The sequence below is a fragment of the Ruegeria sp. AF3 genome (assembly GCF_056536285.1).
Genome location: NZ_JBQFJM010000001.1, coordinates 2,177,168 through 2,195,000 on the forward strand (window position 1 = coordinate 2,177,168; position 17,833 = coordinate 2,195,000).

The window sequence follows — 17,833 nt, forward strand, 5'->3', positions numbered from 1 at the left end:
ACACAGGGTCGCAGGAGAGAGTCTTGCAAGTTGTGAGCATTTAGTATACCGCGGCATACAAAATTAAGGCGCTGGTTTATTACCTGCCAGCGCACCAGCTAAATGGTCGGAACCGTCATGAGCCTATATACAGAATACCTGAACGAGATCGAGACGCGCAAAGAGCAAGGTTTGCACCCCAAACCCATTGAAGACGGTGCGCTGCTTCAGGAAATCATTGAACAAATCAAAGATGTGGACAACGTTCATCGCGCCGAGTCTTTGTCCTATTTCATCTATAACACGCTGCCGGGTACAACCAGCGCAGCTGGTGAAAAGGCGCGGTTCCTGAAAGAGATCATACTGGGTGAAGCCTCGGTCGAAGAAATCTCGCAGGCCTTCGCGTTCGAGTTGTTGTCACATATGAAAGGCGGCCCCTCGGTCGAGGTTCTGCTGGATCTGGCGCTGGGCGATGATGCGTCGATCGCAAGTCAGGCGGCAGAGGTGCTGAAAACGCAGGTGTTCCTGTATGATGCGGATACCCAGCGCCTCAAGTCTGCTTTGGAGGCCGGAAACGCGATCGCAAAGGACATTCTGGAAAGCTATGCCAAGGCCGAGTTCTTTACCCGGCTGCCTGACATCGAAGAGGAAATCAAGGTTGTGACCTATGTCGCGGCCGAAGGAGACATTTCCACCGACCTTCTGTCGCCCGGTAATCAGGCGCATTCTCGTGCGGATCGGGAACTGCATGGCAAATGCATGATCACACCGGCGGCACAGGCCGAGATTCAGGATTTGCAGAAACAACACCCGGACAAACGTGTCATGCTGGTCGCCGAAAAAGGGACCATGGGCGTCGGGTCGTCGCGCATGTCCGGCGTCAACAACGTCGCCTTGTGGACCGGAACGCAAGCCAGCCCTTATGTTCCCTTTGTGAACATCGCACCAGTTGTCGCGGGAACAAACGGAATCTCACCGATCTTTCTGACCACCGTTGGCGTGACCGGAGGTATCGGCATTGACCTGAAGAACTGGGTCAAAAAGCTGGATGACGACGGCAACCCGATCCTGAACAACGACGAAAGTCCTGTCCTTGAACAGAAATACTCGGTCGAAACCGGAACCGTTCTGACCATCAACACAAAGGACAAGAAGCTTTACAACGAAGCAGGCGATAAAGAGCTTGTCGATGTATCGTCGTCCTTCACGCCGCAAAAGGTCGAATTCATCAAGGCTGGCGGCTCTTACGCTATTGTCTTTGGCAAGAAGCTGCAGACCTTTGCGGCCGAAACCCTTGGCGTTGCGCTGGAATCTGCATTTGCTCCGTCCAAGGAAATCTCGCACGAGGGTCAGGGCCTGACAGCTGTCGAGAAGATCTTCAACAAAAACGCGGTTGGCATGGCTGACGGAAAGGTTCTGCACGCGGGCTCGGATGCTCGGGTGAAGGTCAATATCGTTGGGTCGCAAGACACCACCGGCCTGATGACCGCGCAGGAGCTGGAAGCCATGGCGGCAACCGTGATCTCGCCCATCGTTGATGGCGCATATCAGTCCGGGTGCCACACAGCGTCAGTTTGGGACGCAAAGGCGCAGGCGAACATTCCCAAACTGATGAAGTTCATGAACAACTTTGGCCTGATCACTGCGCGTGATCCCAAGGGTGTTTACCATTCGATGACAGACGTAATCCACAAGGTGCTGAACGACATCACCGTGGATGACTGGGCCATCATCATTGGCGGCGACTCGCACACCCGCATGTCCAAGGGCGTAGCGTTTGGCGCGGATTCGGGCACCGTTGCGCTGGCGCTGGCCACCGGTGAAGCCACGATGCCGATCCCTGAATCGGTTAAGGTGACCTTCAAAGGCCAGATGGCAGGCCATATGGATTTCCGCGATGTGGTTCACGCCACCCAGTCGCAGATGTTGAAGACATTCGGTGACAACGTCTTCCAGGGCCGGATCATCGAAGTTCATATCGGCACCTTGCTGGCGGATCAGGCGTTTACCTTTACCGACTGGACGGCCGAGATGAAGGCCAAGGCGTCGATCTGTATTTCCGAAGATGACACGCTGATTGAATCTCTGGAAATCGCCAAGGGCCGCATCCAGATCATGATCGACAAGGGCATGGAAAACGAAGCCCAGACGCTGCAAGGTCTGATCGACAAGGCGAATGCGCGGATCGCGGAAATCAGGTCGGGTGATAAGCCGGCCCTGAAGCCCGATGAAAACGCCAAGTATTTTGCCGAGCTCGTCGTTGATCTGGATGAGATCGACGAACCGATGATTGCCGATCCTGACGTGAACAATGCTGACGTATCAAAGCGTTACACCCACGACACGATCCGCCCGGTTTCCTACTACAAGGGTGAAAAGAAGGTCGATCTGGGCTTTGTCGGGTCGTGCATGGTGCACAAGGGCGATCTGATTATCGTCTCGCAGATGCTTAAGAACCTTGAAGAGGAACAGGGCACTGTCGAATTCAAGGCCCCGCTGGTTGTCGCAGCACCGACCTACAACATCATCGATGAGCTGAAAGAAGAAGGCGAGTGGAGCATTCTTCAGAAATACTCGGGCTTTGAATTCGACGATCTGTTTCCGAAAAACAAGGCACGCACGGAATACGAAAATATCCTGTACCTTGAGCGGCCTGGCTGTAACCTTTGCATGGGGAACCAAGAAAAGGCTGCAAAAGGCGATACCGTTCTGGCGACATCCACGCGCCTTTTCCAGGGTCGTGTCGTTGAAGACTCCGATGAGAAAAAGGGTGAGTCCCTGCTTGCGTCGACACCGGTTGTCGTGCTCTCGGCTATATTGGGCCGGACCCCAACCGCCGAGGAATACAAGTCGGCGGTAAAGGGGATCGATTTGACTAAGTTCGCGCCGCCGATGGAAAAGCCCGCGACCGCGAAATCGGCTCACTTCTGAAGACGTTTTGATCCTTGTAAGCCCGGCCGCCAATAAATGGTGGCCGGGCTTTTCCAACTGAGTGACACACCCCGCCCTTCAACACCACGTCTTAGAAAGGATGGGTTATGCCGCTAACAGAGCCGCTCAGGTTCCGTTTTGGTGGACCCTGTCAAAGAATGGGTAAAGGGCCGCGGGTCTTGGTCTGGCGAAGCACAAAGTTGCTGCGGGTGTCGCGGACCAGCCCTGATTTCAACAGGCGCTGCATGATGAAGACCTCAAGATCCTCAGGGGATTTGGCGTAAACCTTCAGGATAAAGTCGTGATCCCCGGTGATCGAGGCGCACTCGACGATTTGCGGCTCGGTCTCGACCAGACGAAGAAACGCCGAGATGCTGTTCTCCTGATGGTCCTTCAGCGCGACGTGGACATAGGCAATGGCATTCAGGCCGACTGCCTTGGCAGAAACCTGCGCGCGATACCCTGAAACCACCCCGGACGATTCAAGGTCACGGACGCGGCGCCAACATTGCGAAGCCGACAACCCGGTCCGGTCAGCCAGTTCCTGCATAGACAGGCGTCCACTGGCCTGAAGCTCTCGCAAAATATCAATGTCGGCAGGGTGAAGCATTTGGCCCGCAAATGGAAGTATCTCGGAATGTTTCGTTCATAATACGGACGATGCACAGAATATCAAAATAAATTCTCCATGTGAGTTGAGGTATCCTGATCTCATGCAGGAGGATGCTGATGCCCAAATCGACCAAATATGTCGCCAAACTCGCGGATGAATATGGCCACATTACCTACACAGACGAAGAGAATGCGGTCTGGGCTGATCTTTACGCGGCACAGGAAGAAAACGTACGGCGCCATATGGCGCCGGAATACCTAAGCGGTTTGGCGCGGCTGGACCTACCGAAGACAAAAGTGCCTTCTTGTGCAGATATTTCTAAACGGCTGCTGGACCTGACCGGCTGGCGGGTGCAGCCGGTTCCGGCGCTGATCGGGTTCAAGACGTTTTTCGGGATGCTGGCGGATCGGGTTTTTCCGGCCGCTTCTTTCATCCGCTCCCGGGAAGATTTCGACTATATCGAAGAGCCGGATATCTTTCATGAGATTTTCGGACACACCCCGTTGTTAAGTGATCCGCGTTTTGCCGCGTTCAGCCACGCCATCGGGCTAGCCGGAAAGCAGGCAGATGACGCGGATTATGCCTGGTTGATCAGGCTCTACTGGTTTTCGATCGAATTTGGCCTGCGTCGCCAGAACGGTCAGATCAAGGCGCTGGGTTCAGGGTTGGCGTCGTCGCCGACAGAACTGGTCTATGCCGTGACCAGCGACATACCCGATCGTGACCCATTTGACGTTCTTACGATTCTGCGAACACCCTACCGGATCGACATGCACCAGATGGGGTATTTTGTTCTGGATGACCCTGAAGAGTTGTTTGAGGCCGCCGAACGGGACCTGCTGGCAGATGTTCGTCGTGCGCGCAGCCTCGGGCTGTTGCCGAACAAGTTTCCCGAAAAGGTAACCGCCGCCGAGTAGCGGGGGCTGCGTCTTTTCAAGCGTCAAGGTTTTTGTACATATAGGTTGTGGGCTCGAATTTTGGTTCAAATGGGTTCCGGCAGTAATTCGGTATTTCCCCCGCGATCTGAAACCCAAGGCTTTGATAAAGCAGCCGCGAGGGATCGGTGCTGCGCGTATCAAGTACGAGCATCGTGCGCCCCACCTCTCGCGCCCGAAGAACAAGCGCATTCATCAGGGATCGGCCTAACCCCCGCCGTCTGGCGTTGGGGTGGACCAGAAGTTTCGCCACGTCGGCGCGGTGGGGTTGGTTGGGCATTGCCGCCGGGATCAGTTGAACGGTGCCTGCAATGCGGGGACCGTCATACGAAACGAACAAGTCCAGCTTACCTGACCTGAGACCGGGCTGTACGTTTTGTTGCCAGTACGCACGCGCATCGTTCAGGGTAAACGGAAGTATGAAACCTATGCTGGCCCCATCATGAACACAGGCATGCAGGATTTCAGCCAGGTCATCCAGCGCCGCGTCAAAATCGTTATCGGTCAGGCGCGTGATCATATAAGCACCAGCAGGTAACGTGCACCACGCGACGCCCCTGTTTCAAACCGGGTCGGTCCCGACAGATGGTAGCGCAGGCAATCCCCGGCGTTCAGCGCGTGGGGAGTTCCATCAACCGTCAGAGTAAGCGCACCGTCCATTAAGATCAGATGATGCTCTTGCCCCGATTTAGGTGGCACTTCGTAGGTGATGACCGTGCCCCGGGGAAGGTGGCATTCCAGAACCTCGGCGTTCAATCCATTTGCAAGTGGTGAAACAGCACGGCGGGTGAAGCCGGTTTCGGGGTCGCGCCACTCGGTCTGGCGTTCGAATGGAACCTTGGGGTCAAAGCTGTCTTCAACCATCATCAGCAGGCGTGAGATCGGCAGATCGTATACAGCGCACAGACGGCCTAGATTGTCGGCTGTTGGGCTGACATCCCCTTTTTCCATACGGGACAAGGTGGCGCGGCTGATCCTGCTGTGTTCGGCAAGGTAATCCAAAGACCAACCACGCCCGCGGCGCAGTTCGCTCAGGCGATTGGCAAGGCGGTTTGACAGGGTGTCAGGCATTACATCTTCGTGAAAAAAAATCTCATATATGAGAAAATATGCAAATAAACATCACATATCAACGAAAAAGGATGCGGACAATCCGCATCCTTTTCAAGAAGTCAGCGCCAAGAAGGATTACTTCCAGCCAACTTCGTTAAAGATCTTCTGCGCTTCGGGGATGTTCTTTGCAACGTCTGAAAGGTTCACGTCGTCTGCCTTGAATTCACCCAACGCCTTGACCGACTCGGCCAGTTCGACATTTGGAACTGCCGGAAACTCGTCATTTCCCGCCGAGAAGTATTTCTGCGCCTGATCGCTGGCCAAATACTCAAGGAACAGGATCGCGTTTTCCTTGTTGGGTGCGTGCGCGGCGACCCCACCACCGGATAGATTCATATGCGCGCCATAGCTGTCCTGGTTCGGGAAGACCCAGCCGATCATATCGCGGTCTGCGGACAAGCCTTTGACGTCTGTGCGAATGGAGCGCGCGAAATAGTAGGTGTTCGAAACCGCGATGTCACACTCGCCCGAAACGATGCCGCGCAACTGGTCGGTGTCACCGCCCTGCGGGTCACGCGCCATGTTGGCGACAACACCCTCGGCCCAGGACTTGGCGGCCTCAGTGCCTTCATGTGTGATGATCGATGCCAGCAGGGTCTGGTTGTAGGTGTTGGTCGAAGACCGGATACAGACCATTCCCTTGTATTCCGGTTTGGCCAGATCAGCGTAGGTGGCCGGCGGGTTGGTCACGTTTTCCTTGTCGAAAAAGATGATCCGACCGCGTTGCGAGAAACCAAACCACTGATTGTCGCTGTCCTGCAGGTTGGTGGGAATGCGCTCTTCCAGTGTAGCGCTGTCGATTGATTGGAGGACACCTGCATTCTTGGCCCGCGCCAGACGCGACGTGTCCACGGTCAGCATCACGTCGGCAGGTGAGTTCGCGCCTTCCGCTTCCATCCGGGCAATCAGTTCATCCGCTTTGCCTTCGATCCTGTTGATCTTGATGCCGGTTGCGTCTTCAAAGTCGGTATACAGCCGTTCGTCGGTGTCATAGTGGCGCGACGAATAGAGGTTCAGTTCGCCCTCGGCGGCGGCAGAGGTTGCGATCAGAGCCGACAGCGCGGCGGCCAGGCAGGTCGTGGATTTCAGCATTGTGTGCCTCAACAATTGAATTTCGGGTCGGTCATTAATCCGACTGATTTTCTCAATTATACGATTCTGGGCGGGATGCAAGTAAATCTGACTGATTTACTTGGTCAAAAGGTCGCTAGTGACGTTCAATATGCGATGCTCTGAAGGCATACGAGGGGGGGGAAGGTTGGTGGTAACGTGGTCGAGGGACTTGGTCCAAGCGCTTCTAGCGGATATTTTGGCAAGACAGATTGTCCGAGAAAAAGAACATGCCGTCTTATTCACTTAAAGGAAGAACGTGAGATATGCCCGAAACACTGGCTGAAAAATTGGAGAAATCTAACCTTGGCCATTGGATGTCGCGCTTTGAAGGGTTCATGGTTTTTGTTGGCGTGGTTGGTCCTTTTGCCACACTGCCGCAGCTCGTGAAGCTGTATTTGACGCATTCGCACCATGCCTCGGGACAATCCTTGTTGTCTTGGTCGCTATATACCGCCTTGTCCCTGCTTTGGTTTGCTTACGGCTTGGTTGTTGGAAAGCTTCCAATCTATGTCGGCAACGGGATTTCGATGGTTCTGAACTTTCTTATGGTCGTGGGCATTCTGATCCATGCAGGGATTACATTTTAGGCGCGGGTAGAACAAAAAAACCGCACTCGAAGGTGCGGTTTCTTTAAGCAGTGATGTGCAGTTCTTAGCCCTGACGAGCTTTGAACTTGCGCTGCGTCTTGTTGATCACGTAGACGCGGCCTTTGCGACGCACAATCCGGCAGTCGCGGTGCCGGTTCTTGAGCGAGCGGAGCGAGTTCTTGACCTTCATGGTCTGTCTCCAATCTGCGGCGCCTTCATCAAGGACGTGGCCAGCGCCTGGGTTACTCGGGTGCCCCGGACAACCGGAACAGTGAAACGATGGTGGGCGGTACAAGGATCGAACTTGTGACCCCTTCGATGTCAACGAAGTGCTCTACCGCTGAGCTAACCGCCCACTTTCCCTTTGCGTGCCGTGCCCCATAACGAAATGGGGCGCGGATCCCCGCGCCGGTAGCGGGGTCTATAAAAGGAGTCGCAAAAGGGTTCAAGGGGTTTGGAAGAACAATTTTTCCGGTCTATGTTGATTGCGAACACGGAGGGATCATGCAAAGCGCAGCCTATGTATTGGATATGCCCGAAAACCGCACCTCGTGCGTGGTTTTTTCATCGCCACACAGCGGGCGGGAGTATCCTGAGGCATTTCTGAACCGGTCCGTGTTGAACCGGAGCGTGATTCGATCCTCAGAAGACGCCTTTGTTGATCAGCTGTTCGCGCCCGCGGCGGAAAACGGTGCCCCTTTGATCAAGGCGGCCATGCCGCGTGCCTATCTGGATTTGAACCGCAGCCTGGATGAGCTTGACCCGGCCTTGATCAGCGGTGCCCGCAGGCACGGGCATAATCCAAGGGTCGCGTCAGGGCTGGGGGTGATTCCCCGCGTAGTTGCCAACGGTCGGGCAATCTATCGCGGCAAACTTACCATGGACGAAGCGCGGCTGCGCATCGACACCTATTGGCGCCCTTATCATGCGCGGTTGAAATCCCTGCTGGCCGAATCACACGAGATGTTCGGACAGGCAATTCTGGTGGACTGCCACTCGATGCCGCACGAGGCGGTGGCCATGGCGGGCACTGCGCGCGGAAGGCGGCCCGAGATCGTGCTGGGCGACCGGTTTGGCGCGTCCGCGTCGTCAGAGGTCGTCGATATCATTGAAGCCGCTTTCGCGGCAGCGGGTCTCAACGTGGCACGCAATGCGCCTTTTGCCGGAGCATATGTGACGCAAACCTATGGTCGTCCCGGTCGCCAGCAGCACGCTGTACAGATCGAGATCGATCGCGCTTTGTACATGGACGAAGAAAAAATCGCGCCCAATGCCAATTTCATGGCGTTCTCGAAGCTGCTCAGGCAGGTGGTTCGCGAGATTTCCAGCCTGGGTGCGAGCCCAGAGCGTCTGGCGGCGGAGTAGCTTCAGCGCAGCGCACGGCCCTTCATGATTGCTTCGGCCCCGAACCGCTGGCGAATCTCGTCCGTGGCCCGTTCGGCCTTGGATCTGCGGGCAGCATCCGGATCCAGCAAGTCGCCGGAAATATCCGCCTGATCAGCCGGGCAAAGGTCGGACAAACCACAGCCCAACAATCGATATGGCCCCTGATCGCCAACCTGATCGAACAGGCCCCGGGCCGTGCGGTAAATCCGGTCGGCAATCTGTGTCGCATCCCGCAAGGATACGCGCCGCGTCAGGATCTTGTGATTGGCTTTCTTCAGTTTCAACGTGACAACCCGACCAGCCAGATCCTTTGCCTTGGCGCGGTCCGACACTTTCAAGGCCATCCGCCACAAATGACCGTCCAGAATATCAAGGCTCGACGTATCTTCGAAAAATGTCGTCTCGTTGCTGATGGATTTCATCGGCTCATGCGCCGATACGCGTCGCTTGTCCTGACCCCGAGCCAAGTGCCACAGGCGATATCCCATTGAGCCGAACCGCGCGGTCAGCGCTTCCTGATCCCAACGCAGCAAATCACTGAAAGTTCTGATCCCGGCCTGGTCCAGCGCTTCCTGCGCAGCCGGGCCAATGCCCCAGATCAACCTTACGGGTTTGTCACTCAGAAACTCTGCCGTTTCCGCCTTGCCAATCACTGAAAATCCGCGCGGTTTGTCGAGGTCCGATGCGACCTTGGCCAAAAACTTGTTGTGACTTAACCCGATTGAGCCGGTGACACCGATTTCATCCTTCATGCGCTTGACCAGACGCGCCAGCATGACGGCCGGTGGCGCGCCATGCAAACGTTCGGTTCCCGACAGGTCCATGAAGGCTTCGTCCAGCGACAGGGGTTCGACCACGGGTGTCAATTCATCCATCATGGCGCGGATGTCGCGCGACACCTGGGCGTAGACGGACATGCGCGGCTTGATCACGACGGCTTCGGGGCAGAGTTGCAACGCCTTGAACATGGGCATGGCCGACCGGACACCGCGAATACGGGCAACGTAGCAGGCAGTTGACACAACGCCGCGCTTGCCGCCGCCAATGATAACCGGTTTGTCCGCCAGTTCAGGGTTGTCACGTTTCTCCACCGAGGCATAGAAGGCGTCACAATCCATATGGGCAATCGACAGGTCAAACAGTTCCGAGTGAGTCTTTACCCGCGGACTGCCACAGGCAGTACAGCGTTGTTCGTTTGACAATGTGGTCAGGCAATCTCGGCAAAGACCGGGCATCTGCGTCCTCATGCGTTCCGCAGTTGGCTTGGAAGTTCTTTATATCACCTGTGATCCTGGATCAAAGGCCCTGCTGGCATGGGATGATTTGAAAAGAAGACCCCCCGCACATCGCGGGGGGAAGTAACGAACCTCAGGAAGAAGCGGTTCGTAGGGGAGTATTTCCCCTTCAGAATCGCTGAAAATCATTAGTTTCGATAGGATGAAGGTTGTGCCGAGAAAACTCGGGTTTTGAATGTGTGTTTTCTGGCACAGAGACGATTTGGCGCGGTTTCGTCAAAAAGTGACCTTAGGTCAACTTGTTGCGCGGAAAATCCAACGCAAAACCCACCTGAAATGACCAGGTGGTCTTAGCACACCTTGAGAGAATTTAATTCGGAAAGAACGGCCTCAGCAGCGGCCTTTGGGTCTTTTGCCTGATAAATCGGGCGGCCAACAACGATGTGATCTGCGCCATCCTGAATGGCGCTTGCCGGGGTGGCTACACGTTTCTGATCACCAAGCGCTGCGCCAGCCGGGCGCACACCAGGGGTTACAATCAGACGCCCTTCAGCCTGTGGCAGAGCACGGATCAGGGCGGCTTCCTGCGGGCTGGCGATAACGCCATCAGCTCCGGCTTCAAAGGCTTTGGCCGCGCGTTCGACAACCAAGTCCTGCACATCGCCGGATTTCAGAAGACTTGCGTCCAAATCGTCGCGGTTCAGCGAGGTCAGGATGGTCACGGCGAGGATCTTCAGGTCTTTACCCGCAGCACCTTCTTTGGCAGCGCGCACCACATGAGGGTCACCATGCACGGTCAGAAAATCCAGATCGAATTGCGCCAACCCCCGAACGGCATTTTCTACAGTATTGCCAATGTCGAACAATTTCATGTCCAGGAAGATGCGCTTGCCGTGGTCCTGTTTCAGCTCGTTGGCCAATGCCAACCCGCCACCGGTCAGCATACCCAGCCCGATTTTGTAGAAAGAAACGCTGTCCCCCAAACGTTCTGCCATGGCCAACCCTTGCAGAGCGTTGGGAACATCAAGGGCTACGATCAGGCGGTCATCAGACATGGGGGGCGCTCCTTTTTGGCAAACGTCTGCGTCCTAGCGGCTTCGGGCCGCTCTGTCCATCTGCTAAGCCGCGCAGGCAGCTTCAAATCGTGTTATCGTGCTCTGTATTGAAAACTCGAATTCAAAATAAGGGGCGACAAATGAAAAAGCTGGTTTTGTTGGGCGCGTTGATTGCACTGGCCGCATGTAATGAAACGCCGCCCGAGGAGACGGATACAGGGGCTGCACCTGTGCCGACCAATGACGATTTGCGTTTGGTTGGTGGTTACAGGTCCGAGGATGATTGGTGTCAACTTACTGGTGAAACGGCGTTTACCGGCAATTTCCTGGACCATACGGCAGATCTGGTTTCTTGCCCGACGGGAAGTGCGGCAGCCCAATCTTTGGTAAATGATCTGGGTGCCGTTCAGGTTGCCGAGACCGGTGGTTATTCAGTCTATACCATCCAGCGCGAATAGGTCGATTTCTGTGTTTTAGCCTCTTGAACCACCGAAGATATTTCCCAGATTGAATGTGAGGCTTCGACCGACATGTGCTGCCAGGCGGGCATGTCAAAACGGGGCGCTTGGAAAAGGAGAATATCATGGACTTGAACAAGTTCACCGAGCGGGCACGGGGATTCGTGCAGGCAGCGCAAACCATTGCGCTGCGCGAGGGGCACCAGAGGCTGGAGCCAACGCATATACTCAAAGCACTGATGGATGACGATCAGGGGTTGGCCAGCAACCTGATCACGCGCGCGGGTGGGGCCCCGAACCGCGTGGTTGAAGCGCTGGACAGCGCGATGGGGAAAATCCCCAAGGTCAGCGGTGACGCGAGCCAGATCTACATGGACGGCCAGACCGCCAAAGTACTGGACGAGGCTGCAAAGTTGGCATCAAAGGCGGGCGACAGTTTCGTGCCGGTCGAACGCGTGTTGATGGCGCTGTGCATGGTGAAGTCCAAGGCCAAGGATGCATTGGACGCCGGAGCCGTATCAGCGCAAAAACTGAACGAGGCGATCAACGACATCCGCAAGGGTCGCACCGCTGACAGCGCGTCGGCGGAAGAAGGCTATGACGCGCTCAAGAAGTACGCGCGTGACCTGACCGAGGCTGCAGCCGAAGGCAAAATTGATCCGATCATCGGTCGGGATGAAGAAATCCGCCGCTCGATGCAGGTTCTGTCGCGTCGCACCAAGAACAACCCAGTTCTGATTGGTGAACCTGGCGTCGGTAAGACCGCGATTGCCGAGGGCATGGCCCTGCGTATCATCAACGGCGATGTGCCTGAATCGCTGAAGGACAAGAAGCTGCTTGCGCTCGATATGGGTGCGCTGATCGCCGGTGCGAAATACCGCGGTGAGTTCGAAGAACGCCTCAAGGCCGTTCTGACCGAGGTGACTGAAGCTGCGGGTGAAATCATCCTGTTCATCGACGAGATGCACACGCTGGTCGGTGCCGGGAAATCGGACGGCGCCATGGACGCTGCCAACCTGATCAAGCCTGCGCTTGCCCGAGGCGAGCTGCATTGTATCGGTGCAACCACGCTGGATGAGTATCGCAAATACGTGGAAAAAGACGCAGCCCTTGCGCGCCGGTTCCAGCCTGTAATGGTACAGGAGCCGACGGTCGAAGATACGATCAGCATCCTGCGCGGCATCAAGGAAAAGTACGAACTGCACCACGGTGTGCGCATCTCGGATTCAGCGCTTGTTTCAGCGGCGACCCTGTCGCACCGCTATATCACTGACCGCTTTCTGCCCGACAAAGCGATCGACCTTGTCGACGAGGCCGCATCGCGTTTGCGGATGGAGGTCGACAGCAAGCCCGAAGAACTCGATCAACTCGACCGGAACATCCTCCAGATGCAGATCGAGGAAGAGGCACTGAAGCTTGAAGATGACGCGGCCTCGAAAGATCGTCTAGAAACCTTGCAAAAGGACCTGGCCGATTTGCAGGAACGATCCGCCGAGATGACAGCGCAATGGCAGGCCGAACGCGACAAGCTGGCGGGTGCCCGTGACCTGAAGGAACAGCTCGACAAGGCGCGCGCTGATCTTGAGATCGCCAAGCGTGAAGGCAACCTGGCCAAAGCGGGGGAACTGTCCTATGGCGTCATCCCCGAGCTTGAGAAAAAGCTGACCGAGGCCGAGAACGCCGAAAGCAATGGTATGATGGCCGAGGAAACGGTGCGCCCTGAACAGATTGCTTCTGTCGTGGAACGCTGGACCGGTATCCCGACCTCGAAAATGCTGGAAGGTGAGCGCGAGAAGCTGTTGCGGATGGAAGACGCTCTGCATTCCCGCGTGATTGGTCAGGATGCAGCGGTGACTGCTGTCGCCAACGCCGTGCGCCGTGCGCGAGCGGGTCTGAATGACGAAGGCCGCCCACTGGGGTCGTTCCTGTTCCTCGGACCGACCGGCGTGGGTAAGACCGAGCTGACCAAGGCCGTGGCGAACTTTCTGTTCGACGACGACAACGCGATGGTGCGCATCGACATGTCCGAGTTCATGGAGAAACACGCGGTTGCCCGTCTGATCGGTGCCCCTCCGGGCTATGTCGGTTATGACGAAGGCGGTGTGCTGACCGAAGCCGTGCGGCGCAGGCCCTATCAGGTCGTGCTGTTTGACGAGGTCGAAAAGGCGCACCCGGATGTGTTCAACGTGCTGTTGCAGGTTCTGGATGACGGTGTGCTGACCGATGGTCAGGGCCGCACCGTGGACTTCAAGCAGACGCTGATCATTCTGACGTCAAACCTCGGCTCTCAGGCGCTCAGCCAGTTGCCCGATGGCGCGGACAGCGCGCAGGCCCGCCGTGACGTGATGGATGCGGTGCGGGCACATTTCCGGCCCGAGTTCCTGAACCGTCTGGACGAAACAATCATCTTTGACCGGCTCAAGCGGGCCGATATGGATGGCATCGTCGATATCCAGATGGCGCGTCTGCAAAAACGCCTGGCGGCCCGCAAGATCGAGCTGGCCCTGGACGATGGCGCCAAGGAATGGCTGGCCAACGAAGGCTATGACCCTGTCTTCGGAGCCCGCCCGCTGAAACGCGTGATTCAGCGCGCCCTGCAGAACCCGCTGGCCGAAGCGCTGCTGGCTGGTGATATCAAGGATGGTGAGGTCGTTCCAGTCACCGCCGGGGCAGATGGCTTGATCATCGGTGACCGGTTGGGGACGTCGGAGCGGCCCCGCCCGGATGACGCAGTGGTGCATTGACTTAGGCACAAACGGAAGACCCGCCGTATTGGCGGGTCTTTATTTGTCTGAATCTACGTTCTCCGACGCGCCAAAATTCCCCGGCTTGTCCGGGATGGTGGGCCTGCGGGAAATGAGTGCTCACATTCGCATTCGAAGCCAGCTTTGTGCAATAGTCCCAGAATTTCTTCTCTGCCGAATGTGCGATGGCGCCATTGCAGCCAGATGATCGCATTGCACCAATGCGGCTTTGACACCACCAGATACAAACGACCACTAGGGCGCATCAAATCGTGAATCTGCTCAAGTGCGCACAAAGGATCGAGGCAATGTTCGATGACATGCGCAGCCAGTGCCACATCAGCGGGTTCCAGAACGACAGACCCTAACAAGCCCTGCACAAGTCTTGGCTCGACACCCCGCGCCTGTAACGCGCTTTGACCCTGTTTCAACATGGCTTGACTGGGTTCGAGAAGGGTTACTTCGACGGGTGACCCATGAACAGCGACCCAGGCTTCTGCAAACGAGGCGGTTCCGGCACCGATATCAACAACCCGATTGTTGTGCTCTGGCGCGAGCTGACTTGCTGACAGAAAACCAAGATACGCATCGTAATAACCAAGAGCACGCATCTTATCCCGCCATTTTGGTGCAGCGGTATCATAGCGCCGTGTGGTATCAGATTTGGTCTTGCCCATTGGCTGGCTTTCTCTCAGTGCCTACCACTCATGGAATGCGCAGAAGGAAACTGGCCCACTGGAGAAAGCGGGCCAGTTTCGCCGTACGTCAGTTAGGTCAGATCAGCGCAAGTATCCGCGCCGGACCTCCGGTGCCGCCAGCGTGTTTCGGTGCGCCAATAACAAGTGTCGCGCCCGTCGCGGGTACCCGGTCCAGATTGGCCAGGCATTCGATCCCGAACCGGCCAGAAGGCAACCAGGCATAATGGGTGGCGAAATCCGCAGACATGCCGTGATCCAGTGACAAGGTGTCAACGGCAATTGACCGCGCCCCGGTTTCCTCCATCAGCATCTGCGCAGCTTCAACGTGAAAGCCTGGGTAATGCTGCGCTTCGCCGTCGAAATTGCGGAACTTATCCGTAGCGGTTTTGCCTGCCCATCCCGAGTGCATGGCGACGCAGGCCCCGTCGGGGATGTCACCGTTGGTGGCTATCCAGGCTTTCAGGTCATCAGGGGTTAAACGCGTATCGGCGTCTTCTGCTGCGCGGGCTGCGATATCGACCACGCAAAGTGGTGCAACCAGATCTGAGACCGGGATTTCATCGACTGAAGCTCCATCCGCAGAAAAGTGCAGTGGGGCATCTATATGCGTGCCCGTATGCTCATTAATCGACAAATTGAACAGATTGAATCCGTGTTCCGCGAAATTGAATGCCTGTTCAGCCGAGATGCCCGGCTCTCCGCCCCAGGTCGGGAACTCCGGGCTGAGCGTGTGGGTCATGTCTTGGACACCGCCATGCCCCGCGGCCAGTGTGGCCGGTGCCATTGCTCCGGTTGCGGCAGCCGCAACACCCGATGCCGCAGCAGCTTTGAAGAACCCGCGCCGGGACAGCATCCTGTCTTTTACGGCGTTCATTACACAGATATCACACATTTTTGTCCTCCCATTGCGGCCACGAGGCTGCAAAAACAGGCCCGCCACACTGTTGATCGCGTATGGTGCCTGTCGGACAGAGTGCAGTTTTAGACCCGCAGTTGTAAAGACTGCAGGCAGGCTACCCGGCTGTAATTCTCCTTTCAGAGCCAGCTCTGAGTAAAACGTATATGCCCGGCGTAATGTTCGAGCACCGCGAGTTGGCTCAGGTCGTGACGACCGTCGAAAACGGGCAAAGCGCGGCACAGTCCGCCTGTCTGGGCCTGTCGCCAACCGGAACGTTACAATCACGTCGCTCAAACGTGACGCCTGTTTCCATGGGTCTGTGCTATCAGCACCCTAAATATGTAATGACAAACGAATATGACGGAGACCCAGATGGCGCATCGCTGGACCAATACATTGACACATGCCAACGTCACCCCACGGGCGGCGTTCCTGAACCGGCGGCAGGTCATGTCCGGGATGGCGGGTGTTGGTTTGGCGGCAATGGGTCGACCAGCTGCGGCGCAGGATGCGCTGGAGCCGAACACGTGGGAAGAGATCACGAGTTACAACAACTACTATGAGTTCGGGACCGGAAAAGATGATCCGGCGAAATATGCACATACGCTGGTGACCGAACCCTGGAGCGTCAAGATTGACGGTCTGGTCGATCGTCCCGGTGAGTATGATTTCAAGGACATCCTGTCCGAGATGACGATCGAAGAACGCATCTATCGCTTCCGTTGCGTTGAAGCCTGGTCGATGGTCATTCCATGGAACGGGTTCGAATTGGCCGATCTTCTGAACATGGCAGGGATTAAAGAGGGCGCGAAATACGTGGCGTTCGAAACGGCCCACCGCCCGGATGAGATGCCGGGAACACGCTATCCAATTCTGGAATGGCCCTATCGCGAGGGTTTGCGCCTGGATGAGGCGATGCATCCGCTTACGATCATGGCCACTGGTATCTATAACAAGCCGATCCCAAATCAGAACGGCGCGCCTTTGCGTCTGGTCGTGCCGTGGAAATACGGGTTTAAATCGATCAAGTCGATTGTCCGCATCACGCTTGCTGAAGAAGAGCCGCCCACCAGTTGGAATATGGCCAATTCGCGAGAATACGGGTTTTATAGCAATGTAAACCCGAACGTGGATCATCCGCGCTGGTCACAAGCCTCTGAACGTGAAATCGGCGGCGGCTTGTTTGCCTCGCGTAAACCGACGCTGATGTTCAACGGTTATGAAGAAGAAGTCGCCAGCCTTTATGAAGGTATGGATCTGGCCAGGAATTACTAGAATCATGCAAGCCATCAATCAGACACTCCGGCGTATTCCGGTATGGGCTGTTTATTTGATGGGGGTGCTGCCTGCGCCCTGGCTGTTCTATCTTGGCCTGACTGGCGGTTTGGGGATCGAACCGATTGAGGCGCTGGAGCACCGCTATGGCGAACTGGCGTTACAATTGCTGATTGCCGGCCTGGCCATCACATCTTTGCGCCGATTTGTGGGCTTGAACCTGATGAAGTTCCGTCGGGCCATTGGCGTGCTGACTTTTGTATATGTCAGCCTGCATCTCCTTGTCTGGCTGGTTCTGGACGTACAGCTTCCCAGCCAGATTTGGGCGGATATTCTCAAGCGTCCTTATATTTCAGTTGGAATGGGGGCGTTTCTTTTGCTGTTGCCTCTGACGGTAACATCCAACAACTGGTCGGTGCGCCATCTGGGGCCGCGTTGGCGCAGGCTGCATTGGCTGGTGTACCCGGCCGCTTTGCTGGGTGGCCTGCATTATGTGATGCTGGCAAAAGGGTTTCAGATCGAGCCGCTGATCTACTTGGCAGCTATCGTCATCCTTCTTACCCTCCGGTTGCCGATTCCAAGCCTGTCACTCCAGTCCAACACAGCAGATTCTGCCTGACTCGGAAGCGAGTCTGTGAGTAACATTGTGAACAAGGCGATAAAGTGCGGAACCCCGTCTGTGTTTCCGACGATTTTGGCTCACTTCCGCTTGATAGCGAGCCGCTAACAATTTGAAAATAAATAACTAATTTTGCAATCTGCATTTTCTATAGTTTTTGTTCATTTTCCGCTTGCGGGTAGGGAGTCTAATCC

17 protein-coding genes and 1 tRNA gene are annotated in these 17,833 nt (G+C 56.1%); 8 read left to right on the forward strand and 10 right to left on the reverse strand.

Features of this window, described 5'->3' with window-relative positions:
• The first annotated feature begins 117 nt into the window (after window positions 1–117).
• Entirely contained in the window at window positions 118–2,910 is a 2,793-nt protein-coding gene (locus ACR3FC_RS10990; RefSeq protein ID WP_480474859.1) for a bifunctional aconitate hydratase 2/2-methylisocitrate dehydratase, read from the forward strand.
• A 151-nt stretch (window positions 2,911–3,061) separates the two neighbouring features.
• Here the strand turns inward: ACR3FC_RS10990 and ACR3FC_RS10995 are convergent, their stop codons facing one another.
• The gene (locus tag ACR3FC_RS10995; RefSeq protein ID WP_480474860.1) at window positions 3,062–3,520 is read right to left on the reverse strand and encodes an Lrp/AsnC family transcriptional regulator; all 459 of its coding nucleotides are present in this window, start codon (window positions 3,518–3,520) and stop codon (window positions 3,062–3,064) included.
• Window positions 3,521–3,639: 119 nt separating this feature from the next.
• On the opposite strand from ACR3FC_RS10995, the gene ACR3FC_RS11000 reads away from it, so the two are divergent.
• On the forward strand, window positions 3,640–4,440 hold the full coding sequence (locus tag ACR3FC_RS11000) for a phenylalanine 4-monooxygenase (RefSeq protein WP_480474861.1): 801 nt from the start codon (window positions 3,640–3,642) through the stop codon (window positions 4,438–4,440).
• A 16-nt stretch (window positions 4,441–4,456) separates the two neighbouring features.
• Here the strand turns inward: ACR3FC_RS11000 and ACR3FC_RS11005 are convergent, their stop codons facing one another.
• The 3 genes from ACR3FC_RS11005 to ACR3FC_RS11015 form a co-directional block, all read right to left on the reverse strand.
• On the reverse strand, window positions 4,457–4,978 hold the full coding sequence (locus tag ACR3FC_RS11005) for an N-acetyltransferase family protein (RefSeq protein WP_480474862.1): 522 nt from the start codon (window positions 4,976–4,978) through the stop codon (window positions 4,457–4,459).
• Window positions 4,975–5,529, reverse strand: coding sequence for a helix-turn-helix domain-containing protein (locus tag ACR3FC_RS11010; RefSeq protein WP_480474863.1), 555 nt, complete (start codon window positions 5,527–5,529; stop codon window positions 4,975–4,977). The genes ACR3FC_RS11005 and ACR3FC_RS11010 overlap by 4 nt, the downstream gene beginning before the upstream one ends.
• 117 nt (window positions 5,530–5,646) lie before the next feature.
• Window positions 5,647–6,663 carry a Fe(3+) ABC transporter substrate-binding protein gene (locus ACR3FC_RS11015; protein WP_480474864.1) on the reverse strand — a complete coding sequence of 339 codons (1,017 nt, stop codon included), beginning with the start codon at window positions 6,661–6,663 and terminating at the stop codon, window positions 5,647–5,649.
• Window positions 6,664–6,947: 284 nt separating this feature from the next.
• On the opposite strand from ACR3FC_RS11015, the gene ACR3FC_RS11020 reads away from it, so the two are divergent.
• Complete coding sequence (locus tag ACR3FC_RS11020) at window positions 6,948–7,271, forward strand: SemiSWEET transporter (RefSeq protein WP_480474865.1); 324 nt, start codon at window positions 6,948–6,950, stop codon at window positions 7,269–7,271.
• Window positions 7,272–7,335: 64 nt separating this feature from the next.
• Here the strand turns inward: ACR3FC_RS11020 and ykgO are convergent, their stop codons facing one another.
• Together ykgO and ACR3FC_RS11030 are read right to left on the reverse strand one after the other, a co-directional pair.
• A complete protein-coding gene (gene ykgO / locus ACR3FC_RS11025) occupies window positions 7,336–7,461 on the reverse strand; it encodes a type B 50S ribosomal protein L36 (protein WP_008755722.1) in 126 nt (41 codons plus the stop codon).
• Window positions 7,462–7,551: 90 nt separating this feature from the next.
• Window positions 7,552–7,626 (reverse strand) — tRNA-Val (locus ACR3FC_RS11030).
• Window positions 7,627–7,775: 149 nt separating this feature from the next.
• On the opposite strand from ACR3FC_RS11030, the gene ACR3FC_RS11035 reads away from it, so the two are divergent.
• On the forward strand, window positions 7,776–8,636 hold the full coding sequence (locus ACR3FC_RS11035) for an N-formylglutamate amidohydrolase (RefSeq protein ID WP_267365028.1): 861 nt from the start codon (window positions 7,776–7,778) through the stop codon (window positions 8,634–8,636).
• A 2-nt stretch (window positions 8,637–8,638) separates the two neighbouring features.
• Here ACR3FC_RS11035 and ACR3FC_RS11040 read toward each other — a convergent pair whose 3' ends face one another.
• Both ACR3FC_RS11040 and pyrF read right to left on the reverse strand, forming a co-directional pair.
• Entirely contained in the window at window positions 8,639–9,892 is a 1,254-nt protein-coding gene (locus ACR3FC_RS11040; protein ID WP_480474866.1) for a DNA polymerase IV, read from the reverse strand.
• A gap of 350 nt (window positions 9,893–10,242) precedes the next feature.
• The gene (gene pyrF / locus ACR3FC_RS11045) at window positions 10,243–10,947 is read right to left on the reverse strand and encodes an orotidine-5'-phosphate decarboxylase (RefSeq protein ID WP_480474867.1); all 705 of its coding nucleotides are present in this window, start codon (window positions 10,945–10,947) and stop codon (window positions 10,243–10,245) included.
• A gap of 140 nt (window positions 10,948–11,087) precedes the next feature.
• Between pyrF and ACR3FC_RS11050 the strand changes: the two genes are divergently transcribed.
• Entirely contained in the window at window positions 11,088–11,405 is a 318-nt protein-coding gene (locus ACR3FC_RS11050) for a hypothetical protein (protein ID WP_209599181.1), read from the forward strand.
• Between the two features lie 125 nt (window positions 11,406–11,530).
• The gene (gene clpB / locus ACR3FC_RS11055; protein ID WP_480474868.1) at window positions 11,531–14,149 is read left to right on the forward strand and encodes an ATP-dependent chaperone ClpB; all 2,619 of its coding nucleotides are present in this window, start codon (window positions 11,531–11,533) and stop codon (window positions 14,147–14,149) included.
• A gap of 53 nt (window positions 14,150–14,202) precedes the next feature.
• Here clpB and ACR3FC_RS11060 read toward each other — a convergent pair whose 3' ends face one another.
• On the reverse strand, window positions 14,203–14,826 hold the full coding sequence (locus ACR3FC_RS11060; protein ID WP_480474869.1) for a class I SAM-dependent methyltransferase: 624 nt from the start codon (window positions 14,824–14,826) through the stop codon (window positions 14,203–14,205).
• A gap of 97 nt (window positions 14,827–14,923) precedes the next feature.
• Entirely contained in the window at window positions 14,924–15,739 is an 816-nt protein-coding gene (locus tag ACR3FC_RS11065; protein WP_480474870.1) for a cyclase family protein, read from the reverse strand.
• Between the two features lie 378 nt (window positions 15,740–16,117).
• Between ACR3FC_RS11065 and msrP the strand changes: the two genes are divergently transcribed.
• Window positions 16,118–17,020: a protein-methionine-sulfoxide reductase catalytic subunit MsrP gene (gene msrP / locus ACR3FC_RS11070; RefSeq protein WP_480476886.1), complete on the forward strand. Its 903-nt coding sequence runs from the start codon at window positions 16,118–16,120 to the stop codon at window positions 17,018–17,020.
• A 4-nt stretch (window positions 17,021–17,024) separates the two neighbouring features.
• Window positions 17,025–17,639, forward strand: coding sequence for a protein-methionine-sulfoxide reductase heme-binding subunit MsrQ (gene msrQ / locus ACR3FC_RS11075; protein ID WP_480474871.1), 615 nt, complete (start codon window positions 17,025–17,027; stop codon window positions 17,637–17,639).
• Window positions 17,640–17,833 lie beyond the last annotated feature (194 nt).